Genomic DNA, 12,521 nt, shown 5'->3' with positions numbered 1-12,521 from the left:
GGCCCCAAAGCGCGCGGAACCGCCGCGGCCGTTTAGCGCGATTGTTTAAGCTCGCCGCAAGCTGGCCGGACAAATCGCGAGCACCCCGATGACGGGGTGCGCGGACCTTACGCCCCGCTTGCCCCCCGCACAAGGCCGGGCTAGAACGCCTTCAGATGCGGGCGTAGTTCAGAGGTAGAACGTCAGCTTCCCAAGCTGAATGTCGTGGGTTCAATTCCCATCGCCCGCTCCACATTCCCCTCATGATACAGCATTGGTCACGTGCACGCCGGGCAGGCGGCCGTCATTCCATTGGCCGTCCAGCGCCCGCTCGATCTGCGCCGCCAGTTGCAGCAGCAGCCCGTCCCCTGCCTGCTTCGTTTGCGCCTGGATGCCAAGCGGCAGGCCATGGGCCTGCCGGCCCAGCGGCATGGAAAGCCCCGGAATGCCGCACAGGTTGGACAGCGGCGTGTAGGCGAAGAACTTCCACAGGTTGTTGAACCAGTCCCGCACATCGGGATTGTTGCTGAGGGTCAGGTATTCGGTGGTGCCCAGCGGCGGCGTCGGCAAGGCGGTGATCGGCGTCAGCAGGATGTCCCATTGCTCGAAAAAGGCGCCGAAGGCGCGGGAGGCGGTGTTGAACACCGCCTGCATCGCCGCCCGCTCGGAATAGCTGGCATTGATGCCGGCTTCCCAGATGCGGATGTTCATCGGCTCCACCAGATCGGCGGGCGGGCGCTCCAGTCCCTTCTGGCGCAGCAGGCCGGCGATGGTTTGCGCGAAATTGGTGATGTAGCAGGTGGTCTGGGCGGCATAGGCGGCGCGGAAATCGACCTCCGGCACCACCCATTCGACATGGTGGCCAAGCCCTTCCAGCAGCCGCCCCACGCGCTCCAGCTCGGCCACGAATTCCGGCACGGCGCGGTAGTCGCCCCATTCATGCGACAGGGCGATGCGCAGCGGCTTCGGGTCGCGCCGGATCAGTTCGGAATAAGGCTCGGGCGGCGTCCAGTAGGGCATGAACTCGCCCGGCGCGCCGCCGCGGCAGCTGTCGATGAACAGCGCCGTGTCGCGCACCGTGCGGCTCTGGCACCCTTGGGTGGACACCAGGCCCGACAGGTCCGACAGCCCCGGCGCGACCGACAGCACCCCGCGCGATGGCTTCAGCCCCAGATTGCCGTTCACCCCGGCGGGAATGCGGATCGAGCCGCCGCCATCCGTCGCATGCGACAGCGGCACCGCGCCCGCCGCCACCATTGCCGCCGTGCCGGCCGAGGAGCCGCAGGTGGTGAAACCCGTGTTCCAGGGATTGCGGGTGACGCAGACCGCCGGGTTCTCGGCCGAGGAGCAGCAGCCAAATTCCGGCGTGGTGGTGCGGCCGATGATGTTGAGCCCCGCCTGGCGGATCCGGCCGGTGAGGAAGCTGTCCCCGGCCGCCACATGGCCGCGCATCAGCAGCGAGCCCATCTCCTGCCGCCGCCCGCGCAGCGTCGGGCCCAGATCCTTCATTAGATAGGGCACGCCGGCGAAGGCGCCGGCCGGGTCCATGCCGTCCTTCAGCGGGTCGGCCACAACATCCTCGAACACCTCCAGCACGGCGTCGAGGGCGGGGTTGGTGCGGGCGATGGCGGCGGCGGCCTGGGCGGCCAGCTCGGCGGGCGTGACCTCGCCGCGCCGGACACGCCCCGCCAGGGCCACGCCGTCATGCCGGTGCCATTCATCCCAGCTCATCGCCAATGTCATCGTCGCCATTCCTCCGCTTGCCACTGCCAGCCTAGGCGGGGCCAAAGGACGGTCAAGCGGGCGGGCCGAGTTGGGGCCGGGGTCAGCGCAGCGGCGCGGCGGCTTCCAGTGCGTGCACCAGCGCGCCTTCGGTGAGGATCTGCGGCAGCACCTCCGCCTCCCCCCCGCCCGCCGGGTAGAGCAGGTAGAGCGGCACGCCTTCCCGGCCGAAGGCACGCAGCACGGCGGCGATCGCCGGCCCGCCATCGGTCCAGTCGCCTTCCAGGATGGCGATGTTGCGGCGGGCAAAGGCATCCAGCACCGCCTCGCGCCGCAGCGCCACACGCTCATTCACCTTGCAGGTGATGCACCAGGCGGCGGTCATGTTGACGAAGACCGGCCGCCCTTCGGCGCGCAGCTCGGCCAGGCGCTGTTCCGACCACGCCTCGGCCCCGGTCATGGAAGGGTCACCGGCGCGGGCCGGCGGCGTGGCCGACAGGATGGGCAGCGCCGCCAGCGCCAGGGCGGCGCCCAGAACCGCGCCGGCCCAGCCGAGGCGGCGCCCGAGCGGGCGGCGCGCCGCCTGCGCCAGGCCGAGCGCCCAGGCCGCGAAGCCGATGGCCAGCGCGCCGGCCAGCGCCACGGCCAGGCCGGCCGGCGCCACCTGCTGCGCCAGCACCCACACCAGCCACAGCGCGGCGCCATACATGGGGAAGGCGAGGACCTGCCGCAGCACTTCCATCCAGGCGCCGGGACGCGGCAGGTGGCGCGCCAGCCCGGGCCACAACCCGAGCAGCGCATAGGGCGCCGCCATGCCGAGGCCGAGGGCGATGAAGATGCCCAGGCCCTCCAGATAGGGCAGCACCATGGCGGTGCCGATGGCCGCCGCCATGAAGGGCGCGGTGCAGGGGGTGGCGACCAGCACCGCCAGCGCGCCGGTGGCCAGGCTGCCGAGATGCCCGCCCTGCGACGCCAGGGTGTTGCCGGCGCCGACCGGGCCGCCGACGCGGAACACGCCCGAAAGGTTCAGCCCGACCGCCAGCATCAGCCAGGCCATGACCGCGACAAAGCCCGGCGCGGTGAACTGGAAGCCCCAGCCCACCGCCATCCCCGCCATGCGCAGCCCCACCATGATGCCGCCCAGCGCCAGGAAGGACAGCACCACCCCCAGCGTGTAGGAGGCGGCGTGGCCGCGCACCACGCCGCGCGCCGCGCCCGACAGGCGCGCCAGCGCCATGGCCTTCATGGCCAGGATCGGGAACACGCAGGGCATCAGGTTCAGCACCAGCCCGCCCAGGGCCGACAGCAGCAGCGCCTTCCACAGCGGCATCGCCTCGGTGTCGCCGATCAGGGGGGGCGGCACCTCGGCGGGGATGGGGGCGATGTCATAGGCGCTGCGCGTGCCGGCGCCATCGATCAGCACCAGCACGCCGGCAGCGGGGCCGGGCGGCAGCGGCGCCATGCCACGCTTCAGGCTCAGCCGCACCGAGCCTTCCTGGATCTGCGGCATCTGCGGCGCCGCATGGTCGATCAGGCTGGGATCGACGGGAAAGAAATGCGCGTCCTGCAGGGTCGCGGGGGAGAAATCGGGGCTGTCCAATCGCAGGGCGCCGGCTTCCCCGTCGAAGCCGATGCGGGCTTCCCACGGCGCCTGGCGTGGCCGGGCGAGATCCGCCGCACGGAAGGAGGGGGCGATGGCCGGGTCGGCGCGGGGGGCGGCTTCCACCGGCAGGTCGAGCCGGAAGCGGCCTTCCTCGGGAACGCAGATCTCCTTGCAGATCAGCCAAGTGGCATGGGCTTCCAGAACCAGCGTGTCGCCCGGCCGCAGCCCTTCCGGGGCGGTGGCGCTGAACGGCAGCAGCACCGCGTTCTCGTAGCCGTAATTCACCAGCGGGCCGAAGGGCAGGGCATGCGGCGCCGGCCACTCGAACTCGGTGACCGCCAGCCCGGCGGGCGCGGTGAAGCTGATCTCGGGCGCCGCGCCGGCATCGCCGGGATTGCGCCAATAGGTGTGCCAGCCCGGCTCCAGCTCCTGCCGGAGGCCGAGGCGGAAGCTTCCGCCGGGGGCGATGGCCGCGGCGTCGGAAACCAGGGTCATGCGCGCCCGCTCCGTGCGCACGGGCGGGCTTTCCAGCGCGGGGGCAGGCAACGCCGGCATCAGGGTGGCCAGCATGGCCAGAACGGCAGGAAGCAGACGCGGCATGACAGGGTGAAAGCCGATTCCGGTCTCAAGGGAAAGGGTTGGCTGGTGAAGAAGCGTTGCAACGGAGCCGGCGTTTCCTTCCGGCCCGGTTCTGCCCTATGCCGGCGCCCCATGTCCCTGCCCGAATTGCCCGTCACCGAAGCCCTGCCGCGCCTGGCCGAGGTGCTCCGCGCCGGCTCCAACGCCGTGCTGGTGGCGCCCCCTGGCGCCGGCAAGACCACGCTGGTGCCGCTGATGCTCAAGGACGAGCCCTGGGCCGCCGGCCAGAAGATCCTGGTGCTGGAGCCGCGCCGGGTCGCCGCCCGCGCCGCCGCCCGCCGCATGTCCGAATTGCTGGGGGAGTCGCTGGGCGGCACGGTGGGCGTCGTCACCCGGCTCGACCGCGCCGTGTCGGAGGCGACGCGGGTGGAGGTGGTGACCGAGGGGCTGCTGGTCCGCCGGCTGCAATCCGACCCCGGCCTCGACGGCGTGGCGGCGGTGCTGTTCGACGAGGCGCATGAGCGCAACCTGGACACCGACCTGGCGCTGGCGCTCTGCCTCGACCTGCAACGGGCGCTGCGGCCGGAGCTGCGCCTTCTGGCCATGTCGGCGACGCTGGAGGCGGAAGGCTTCGCCCGCCTGCTGGACGCCCCCGTCATCGAGAGCCTGGGCCGGGCCTTTCCGGTGGCGGTGGAATACCGCCCGCGCGACCTGCGCGACGGGCGGGACCTGCCGGACGCCATGGCCTCGGCCATCCGTGGCGCGCTGGCCGAGCATCCAGGCGACGTGCTGGCCTTTCTGCCGGGCTGGGGCGAGATCCGCCGCACCGCCGAGCGGCTGGGCGGCGTCGCCGCCGAGGTGTTGCCCTTGCATGGGGAGCTGCCGCCGGCGGAACAGGATCGCGCGCTGAACCCGTCCCCGCGCCGGAAGGTGGTGCTGGCCACCTCCATCGCCGAAACCTCGCTCACCGTGCCCGGCGTGCGGATCGTGGTGGATGGCGGCTTCCGCCGTGCCCCGCGTCTGGACCCGGCCACCGGCCTCGCGCGGCTCGCGACGCTGCGCATCTCCCGCGCCGCCGCCGAGCAGCGTGCCGGCCGCGCCGGCCGCACCGAGCCGGGCGTCGCCATCCGCCTCTGGACCGAGGCGCTGCATCGCGGCCTGCCATTGTCCGACCGGCCGGAGATCCTGGAATCGGAGCTTTCCGGCCTGGCGCTGGATTGCGCCGCCTGGGGCGCCGACCCGGCCGCCATGGCCTTTCTGGACCAGCCGCCCGCCGGGGCGCTCGCCGCCGCCCGGGCCCTGCTGCGCGACCTCGACGCGCTGGACGCGGAAGGGCGGATCACTGCGATGGGCCGGCGCATGGCGCGGCTCGGCACCCATCCCCGCTTGGCCCGCATGATGGCCGAGGCGGCGGAGCCCGGCGAGGCCGCGCTGGCCGCCGAGCTGGCGGCGCTGCTGGAGGAGCGCGACCCGATCCGGGGAAAGGAGGCGCCGTCGGACATCCAGCTTCGGCTGGACCTGCTGGCCGGCGCCGACGACCCGAACGCCGACCGCGCCGCCCTGGGGCGCATCCGGCGCGCCGTGGCGCTGCACCGGCGCCGCCTGGGCATCCATGGCAATGTCGCGGCGCATGGCGATCCGGGCCTGCTGCTGGCCGCCGGCTTTCCGGACCGCATCGCGGCGAAGCGCGGCACGATGGACGGCGCCTTCCGCCTGAGCTCGGGGCAGGGCGCGCGGCTGCCCGCCACCGACCGGCTGGGCAAGGCGCCGCTGCTGGCGGTGGCGGACCTGGAACTTGCCGGCACCGAGGCGCGCATCCGCATGGCCGCGCCGCTCACCCGCGCCGCCCTGGAGGCGAAGTTCCCGGAGCGGCTGGTGCGGGAGGAAGGCGCCGCCTTCGACCCGCGCAGCAACAGCGTCGTGGCGCGCCGCCGCCTGCGCCTCGGCCCGCTGGTGCTGGAGGAGGCGACCCTGCCGCATGCCGACCCGCATGCCGTGGCGGTGGCGCTGGCCGAGGCCGCTGCTTCCCGCGCCTTCCGCGACCTCGACTGGAGCAAGGCGGCGGAGCAGTGCCGCGCCCGGCTCGGCTGGATGCACCGGCTGGAAGGCGGGGACTGGCCGGACGTGTCCGATGCTGGGCTGGCGGCCGGGGGCAGCGCCTGGCTGGTGCCCTGGCTGGCGGGGATGACCAAGCTGTCGCAGCTGAGGGGGCTGGACGTGGTGGCGATGCTGCGGGCGCTGCCGCCGCATCCGCTGTTGCGCCGGCTGGATGCCGAATTGCCGCCGCGGGTGGAACTGCCCGGCGGCCGCTCAGCCGCCATCGACTACTCCGGGGAGGTGCCCCGGCTGGAGGCGCGGGCGCAATGGCTGTTCGGGCTGGCGGATCTGCCGAAGCTGGCGGGCGGGCGGATTCCGCTGCAGGTGGCGCTGTTGTCGCCCGCCGGCCGCCCCATCGCCGTCACCGCCGACCTTCCGGGCTTCTGGCGCGGCAGCTGGGCCGAAGTGCGCAAGGAGATGCGCGGCCGCTACCCGAAGCATGACTGGCCGGAAGATCCGCCACGGGCCGCGGCCGGCTGAGAATCAGCCCCTTTCCGGATCATGCGCCGCCGCGCCATGGTGTCGTCTCCGCTTTTGCGCCGCGCCGCCTATATGGTGCCCAGGATGTTGAACCGGCCGATGGACAAGGAAGCCTTTCTGATGCCCGCACCCCGCCGCTCCGTTCTGCTGGGCCTCGCCGGCCTGTCCATGCTCCCGGCCTGCGCCGGCCCGGCTCAGGCACAGTGGCCATCTGGCCGCGGCACCGTGCCGGATTTCGCGGATCTGGCGGAACGGGTGCTGCCGGCGGTGGTGAACATCGCCGTGCTGTCCGAGCAGACCACCACCCAGATCCCGCCGGAGCTGCGCGGCACCCCCTTCGAGCGGTATTTCCGCGAGCGCCGCGGCCGCCAGCAGGTGCAGGGCGCCGGCTCCGGCTTCATCGTCGATCCGGCCGGCCTCGTCGTCACCAACAACCATGTGGTGGGCAATGCCGCCCGCGTCGTGGTGGCGCTGCAGGATGGCACGGAGCTGCCGGCCCGCGTGGTCGGCACCGACGAGCTGACCGACCTGGCCCTGCTGCGGGTCGAGGCGCGGGCGGGGCTGGCCTCGGTGCCCTGGGGTGCCTCGGGCGCGGTGCGCGTCGGGCAATGGGTGCTGGCGGCGGGCAACCCGTTCGGCCTGGGCGGCACCGTGACGTCCGGCATCGTCTCGGCGCGCGGGCGGGAAATCGGCGCCGGGCCGTTCGACGATTTCATCCAGACCGACGCGGCCATCAACCCGGGCAATTCCGGCGGCCCGCTGTTCAACGCGGCGGGCGAGGTGATCGGCATCAACACGGCGATCTATTCGCCCTCCGGCGCCTCGGCCGGCATCGGCTTCGCCACCCCCTCGGACCTGGCGCGCGGCGTGATCGACCAGCTGCGCCGCGATGGGCGGGTGGAGCGTGGCTGGCTGGGCGTCGCCGTGCAGGATATCGGGGAGGAGGCGGTGCTGGGCGGCCGCAATCGCGGCGTGCAGATCCAGAGCATCGAGCGCAACAGCCCCGCCGCCCGCGCCGGGCTGCGCCCCGGCGACATCGTCACCGCGCTGAATGGCGAGCGGATCGAGACCGCCCGCGCGCTGATCCGCTCCGTGGCCGGCACGCCACCAGGGCAGACGGTGCGGATGACCCTGACGCGCGACGGGCGCTCCCGCGAGCTAGCGGTGCAGGTGGGGCGGCGGCCCGGCACGGCGGGCTGAGGCCCGCCGTCACCCGCCGCCTGCATGGCGGCTGACGAAGATCAAGGCTTGTTCTCCAGTTGCGAATGATTATCCATTGGCAGCACCTCATTCGCCGGAAGATCTGCCTGTGACGCTTCGAAGCCTGTTCTGTGCCGTTGCGCTGACATTGTTCGCCTGGACGCCGGGGGGTGCCGAAGCGGAAACCATCCGCCTGCGCGACCTCGCGGGCCAGGACGTCGTGCTGCAGGCCCCGGCCAAGCGCGTGCTGCTGGGGGAGGGCCGCTTCATCCACGCCCTCGCCCTGCTGGAGCGGAACAACCCCGTCGCCCTGGTGGCGGGCTGGATGGGCGAGTTCAAGCGCCTCGACCCGGCCGGCTACGCGCAATATGTCGCCCGCTTCCCGGAGACCGAGCAGATCCCGGTGGTGGGCGCTTCCTCGGCCGAGACCTTCTCGGTGGAAAGCGCGCTGGCGCTGCGCCCGGACCTCGTGGTGCTGGGCGCCGAGGGCGGCCATGCCCCGAGCAAGGGCAGCGACGTGGTGGAACAGTTCGCCCGCGCCGGCGTGCCGGTGCTGTTCATCGATTTCCGCGCCCATCCGCTGAAGAACACCGCGCCCAGCCTGCGCCTGCTCGGCCAGGCGATCGGGCGGGAAAAGCAGGCGGAGGAGTTCCTTGCCTGGCAGCAGGAGCGCATCGACCGGATCGCCCGCACGCTGGAAACCGCGAAGCCCGCCGCGCCGACCATCCTGATGGAGATGCGCGCCGGCGGCGGCCGGGAATGCTGCGGCTCCCCCGGCAACGGCAATCTGGGCGACTTCATCGACTTCGTGGGCGGCACCAATATCGGCAAGGCGGTGATCCCGGGCCCGCTCGGCCCGCTGAACCTGGAATACGTGCTGCAACAGGACCCGGCCGTTTACGTCGCCACCGGCGGCACCAGCGCCAAGGACGACACCGCGCCTTCCGTCGGCGCCGGCGTGACGCCGGAGAAGGCGATGGCCGGTCTGCGCGGCACCACCGCCCGCCCCGGCATCCGCGACCTGACGGCGGTGAAGGAAGGCCGGGCCCACGCGCTGTGGCACAATTTCTACAACAGCCCCTACAACATCCTGGCGCTTGAGGCGCTGGCGCGATGGGTCCATCCCGAGCTGTTCGCGGATGTCGATCCGGCCGCGACCCTGGCCGAGATGAACCGCCGCTTCCTGGCGGTGCCGCTGGAGGGAACCTACTGGACCAGCCTCAAGTGAGCGCTGCCCTGTCCGCTTCGCCTTCCGAGGCGGCCAGCGGCTATCGCAGCCTGTTGCTGCGGCGCACGCTGCTGCTCGCGGCGCTGGTGGTGATGCTGTGCGGCTCCCTGCTGCTGGACGTGGCGACGGGGCCCTCCCGCCTCGGCCTCGCCGACGTGGTCGGAGTGTTGCTGAACCCCTCGGCCGCCAGCGGGCCGGTTTCGGTGATCGTGCTCGATGTGCGGCTGCCCTATGCCATCATGGCGGTGCTGGTGGGCGGCGCGCTGGCGCTGGCGGGCGCCGAGATGCAGACGGTGCTGAACAACCCGCTGGCCAGCCCCTTTACCCTGGGCGTGTCCTCCGCCGCCTCCCTCGGCGCGGCGCTGGCCATCGTGCTCGGCGTCGGCATTCCCTGGGTGCCGCAGAGCTGGCTGCTCTCGGGCAATGCCTTCCTGTTCGCCTTCCTGTCGGTGCTGCTGCTGCGCTCCCTGTCCAAGCTGCGCGGCGCGGGGGTGGAGGCGCTGGTGCTGTTCGGCATCGCCCTGGTGTTCGCCTTCAACGCCGCCGTGGCCCTGCTGCAATTCGTCGCCACCGAGCAGGCGCTGCAGCAGCTGGTGTTCTGGTCGATGGGCAGCCTGGCGCGCGCCACCTGGCCCAAGATCGGCATCATGGCGCTGGCCTTCGCAGTCTGCATCCCGTTCTGCGCCCGCGCCGCCTGGAAGCTGACGGCGCTGCGGCTCGGCGAGGAACGCGCGCTGTCCTTTGGCGTTGATGCCGAGAAGCTGCGCAACGGCGCGCTTCTGCGCGTGTCGCTGTTGTCCGGCGTGTCGGTGGCCTTTGTCGGCACCATCGGCTTTGTCGGCCTGGTCGGGCCGCATGCGGCGCGGCTGCTGGTGGGGGAGGATCACCGCTTCTTCCTGCCGGCGGCGGCGTTGTGCGGCGCGCTGCTGCTGTCGCTGTCCTCGGTGGCCAGCAAGATGATGGTGCCGGGGCTGCTGGTGCCGATCGGCATCGTCACCGCTCTGGTCGGCGTGCCCGTGTTCATCGCCCTGGTGTTCACCCGGGGCCGGCGCGCATGAGCGCCGCATTGCAGGAGGCTTGGCGCATGGGCGTGCAGCAGCGGCCGCTGGCCGGGACATGGCCGCTCGGCGCCCAGGCGACGGGGGCGGGGCTGCAACTGGAGATCGCCGGCCTGACGCTTGGCTATGGCCGGCGCACCATCCTGCGCGAGGTCAGCCTGGCGCCGCTGGCCGGCGGCCACATCACCGCGCTGCTGGGGCCGAACGGCGCCGGCAAGTCCACGCTGCTGCGCGGTCTGGCCGGGCTGCTGCCGGCGCGCGGCTCGGTGAAGCTGAACGGGCAGGAAATGATCGGGCGCTCGCTGGAAGCGCGGGCGCGGCACATCACCTACATGCCGCAAAGCCTGCCGCAGGGCGTCGCGCTGACCGTGATGGAGGCGCTGGTGGGGGCGCTCAAGGCCAGCCCGCCGGGGGCCGGCGGCATGGCGGTTTCCGGGCGGCAGGCGGCCGAGCAGGCGCTGGCCCTGCTGGAGCAGCTTGGCATCGCCCATCTGGCGCTGGTCGGGCTGGACCGCCTGTCGGGCGGGCAGCGGCAGATGGCCGGGCTGGCCCAGGCGCTGGTGCGCAAGCCGGAGGTGCTGCTGCTGGACGAGCCGACCAGCGCGCTCGACCTGCGTTACCAGTTGCAGGTGATGCGGCTGGTGCAGCAGCTGACGCGGGAGAAGGGGCTGGTCACCGTGGTGGTGCTGCACGATCTCGGCCTCGCGGCGCGCTTCGCCGACCATATCGTGGTGCTGGGCGAGGGCACGCTGCGCGCCGAGGGCGAGCCCGAGCGCACCCTGACGCCCGGGCTGCTGGCCGAGGTGTATGGCGTTTCGGGGCGGGTGGAGCGTTGCTCCCTCGGCCATCTGCAGGTGATGGCGGACGCGCCCCTGGCCGGCTGAAACGGAAGGGGGCGGCCGGGCGTCCGGCTCTGGCCTCAGGCGGCGCGGAAGGTGAGCACCAGCACGTCCCGGTGCCCATCCCGCGCCGGATCGAGTGGCAGGACGGGGGTGACCCCGTGCCAGACGCGGTGGTCATCCAGCAGCACGCTGTCCATCGGATCGGTCAGGGTGAAGCTCGCCGCGTCATCCGCCTGGCCATCGACGCGGATCGCCGTGGTGCCGCCGGCGACATTGTGCCGGCCGATCAGCGTCACCAGCACGAAATCCACGCCGTCCCGGTGCATGCCCTCGGGGGTCGGCTTGCCGGCTTCCCCGGTGCGGGCCTGGATGCGGAACTGGTGCGCCTCGACCTGCCAGGAGGTGCCGGGGCGCAGCGCGTCGAACACCGCGCGGGTGCCGCGCAGCAGGGTGCTGAAGGCGGGGCCGGTGGCGACGGATTCCTCCACCGGCTCGAACCAGCGCTCGATGCCGCCATTCAGGGGATTGTTGTCCAGGCTCTGGTAATGGGGCTGGTGCGGCGCCCGCGTCAGCGCGGCATCGCCGGCGGCCAGCCGCCACACGGCGTGGCGGCGCAGCCGGTAGCGGCCATGATCCGCCATGTGCCGGTCGGGGCGCAGATCGTCCCAGCTGGCGGCGAAGCTGTTCCAGGCGGCGCCTTGCAGCGCCGTGCCGGGTTCATCGAACAGATGCCGTGCCTCCGCGGCGGGCAGGGCGGCGAAGCCCTGCGCGCGGACGGCGTCGATGACGGGGGGCGGGATGGGCTCGGGCATCGGTGGCGGCCTGTGCAAGCGGGCAGGCAGCATGAAGCCGATGCCGCCGCCCTGGAAGGGCTTTAACGGTCGTCCGGGTTGCGGCCGCGGAAGGCCATGAAAACCGCGCCCACGGCCAGCAGGGCGAACATGATCACCGGCGGGGAGTCGAACTCCGCCATGCCGCCGAAGGTCAGCGCCGCCAGAAGCACCAGGGCGATGCCGGAAGCCAGAAGATAGCTCACTGCCGTTCAGCCGAGATGGCGGGCAAGAAAGGCCAAGGTCCGCTTCATCGCCTGCTCCGTCGCGGCGGCGTTGAAGGAATCGCGCTCCTCGCAGGCGAAGCCGTGGCCGGCGCCGGGATAAACGAACACCTCCACCCCCGGCTGGGCGGCACGGACCGCATCCACATCGGCCAGGGGAATGCCGTGATCCTCGGCGCCGAAATGCAGCTGCACGGGGCAGGAGGGCCTTTCCTCCTTCGCCGCCGCGATGCCGCCGCCGTAATAGCCGACCGAGGCCGCGAAGCACTGGCTGCGCGTGGCGCCGTGCCAGGCGACGGTGCCGCCCCAGCAATAGCCGACGATGCCCCGCTTCGCGCCCGCCGGCAGGGCGGCGGCGGCGGCCTCGATGTCCAGCAGCGTCGCCGCGGCGTCGATCCGGCCGCGCAGCGCCATGCCCTGCTTGCGGTCCTCGGGGCCGTAGCCCAGCTCGACGCCCGGCTCGGCGCGGTCGAACAGGGCCGGGCAGACCACGGCATAGCCCTCGGCCGCGAACTGGTCGCAGACATGGCGCATGTGGCGGTTCACGCCAAAGATTTCCTGCACCACCACCAGGGCGCGGGTGGCATCCTCCGGCCCGGCGCGCCAGGCGGAAAGGCGGTGGCCGTCGGCTGCGGCGAGTTCGATCTGCATCCGGATTCTCCAGGGGGGCCGCCAGGCT

Annotated in this window: 10 protein-coding genes, 1 tRNA gene and 1 riboswitch; of the genes, 6 read left to right on the top strand and 5 right to left on the bottom strand. The window is 72.5% G+C overall.

Translation table 11 applies throughout. From position 1 onward, the window contains the following. Positions 1 to 12: 12 nt before the first annotated feature. Positions 13 to 91, bottom strand: a riboswitch (SAM riboswitch). 66 nt (positions 92 to 157) lie between these two features. Further along, positions 158 to 232, top strand: a tRNA-Gly gene (locus F0Q34_RS11050). Between the two features lie 8 nt (positions 233 to 240). Here F0Q34_RS11050 and F0Q34_RS11045 read toward each other — a convergent pair. Both F0Q34_RS11045 and F0Q34_RS11040 read right to left on the bottom strand, forming a co-directional pair. Beyond that, a complete protein-coding gene (locus tag F0Q34_RS11045; protein WP_149812277.1) occupies positions 241 to 1,722 on the bottom strand; it encodes an amidase in 1,482 nt (493 codons plus the stop codon). 82 nt (positions 1,723 to 1,804) lie between these two features. Further along, a complete protein-coding gene (locus tag F0Q34_RS11040) occupies positions 1,805 to 3,904 on the bottom strand; it encodes a protein-disulfide reductase DsbD family protein (RefSeq protein WP_174242034.1) in 2,100 nt (699 codons plus the stop codon). A 111-nt stretch (positions 3,905 to 4,015) separates the two neighbouring features. On the opposite strand from F0Q34_RS11040, the gene hrpB reads away from it, so the two are divergent. From hrpB to F0Q34_RS11015, 5 genes are all read left to right on the top strand, one after another. Then, complete coding sequence (gene hrpB, locus F0Q34_RS11035; RefSeq protein ID WP_149812276.1) at positions 4,016 to 6,460, top strand: ATP-dependent helicase HrpB; 2,445 nt, start codon at positions 4,016 to 4,018, stop codon at positions 6,458 to 6,460. A gap of 120 nt (positions 6,461 to 6,580) precedes the next feature. Then, positions 6,581 to 7,660, top strand: a complete 1,080-nt coding sequence (locus F0Q34_RS11030; RefSeq protein ID WP_149812275.1) for a trypsin-like peptidase domain-containing protein — start codon at positions 6,581 to 6,583, stop codon at positions 7,658 to 7,660. 109 nt (positions 7,661 to 7,769) lie between these two features. Further along, positions 7,770 to 8,888, top strand: a complete 1,119-nt coding sequence (locus F0Q34_RS11025; RefSeq protein ID WP_149812274.1) for an ABC transporter substrate-binding protein — start codon at positions 7,770 to 7,772, stop codon at positions 8,886 to 8,888. Then, positions 8,885 to 9,946, top strand: a complete 1,062-nt coding sequence (locus tag F0Q34_RS11020) for a FecCD family ABC transporter permease (protein WP_241665440.1) — start codon at positions 8,885 to 8,887, stop codon at positions 9,944 to 9,946. The genes F0Q34_RS11025 and F0Q34_RS11020 overlap by 4 nt, the downstream gene beginning before the upstream one ends. Beyond that, positions 9,943 to 10,830, top strand: a complete 888-nt coding sequence (locus F0Q34_RS11015) for an ABC transporter ATP-binding protein (RefSeq protein WP_241665439.1) — start codon at positions 9,943 to 9,945, stop codon at positions 10,828 to 10,830. The genes F0Q34_RS11020 and F0Q34_RS11015 overlap by 4 nt, the downstream gene beginning before the upstream one ends. 35 nt (positions 10,831 to 10,865) lie before the next feature. Here F0Q34_RS11015 and F0Q34_RS11010 read toward each other — a convergent pair whose 3' ends face one another. The 3 genes from F0Q34_RS11010 to F0Q34_RS11005 all read right to left on the bottom strand — a co-directional run bounded on the left by F0Q34_RS11010 (position 10,866) and on the right by F0Q34_RS11005 (position 12,493). Then, positions 10,866 to 11,600 (bottom strand): 2OG-Fe dioxygenase family protein, encoded by a 735-nt coding sequence (locus F0Q34_RS11010; protein ID WP_149812272.1) that lies wholly within the window; start codon positions 11,598 to 11,600, stop codon positions 10,866 to 10,868. Between the two features lie 62 nt (positions 11,601 to 11,662). Then, on the bottom strand, positions 11,663 to 11,824 hold the full coding sequence (locus F0Q34_RS21795; RefSeq protein WP_161600840.1) for a hypothetical protein: 162 nt from the start codon (positions 11,822 to 11,824) through the stop codon (positions 11,663 to 11,665). 6 nt (positions 11,825 to 11,830) lie between these two features. Further along, on the bottom strand, positions 11,831 to 12,493 hold the full coding sequence (locus F0Q34_RS11005) for a dienelactone hydrolase family protein (protein ID WP_149812271.1): 663 nt from the start codon (positions 12,491 to 12,493) through the stop codon (positions 11,831 to 11,833). Positions 12,494 to 12,521 lie beyond the last annotated feature (28 nt).

This window comes from Teichococcus oryzae, from assembly GCF_008386565.1.
Classification (GTDB): Bacteria; Pseudomonadota; Alphaproteobacteria; order Acetobacterales; family Acetobacteraceae; genus Pseudoroseomonas; species Pseudoroseomonas oryzae.
The sequence above is the reverse complement of the archived record's forward strand: the minus strand, read 5'-3'. Positions and strand labels throughout refer to the sequence as shown.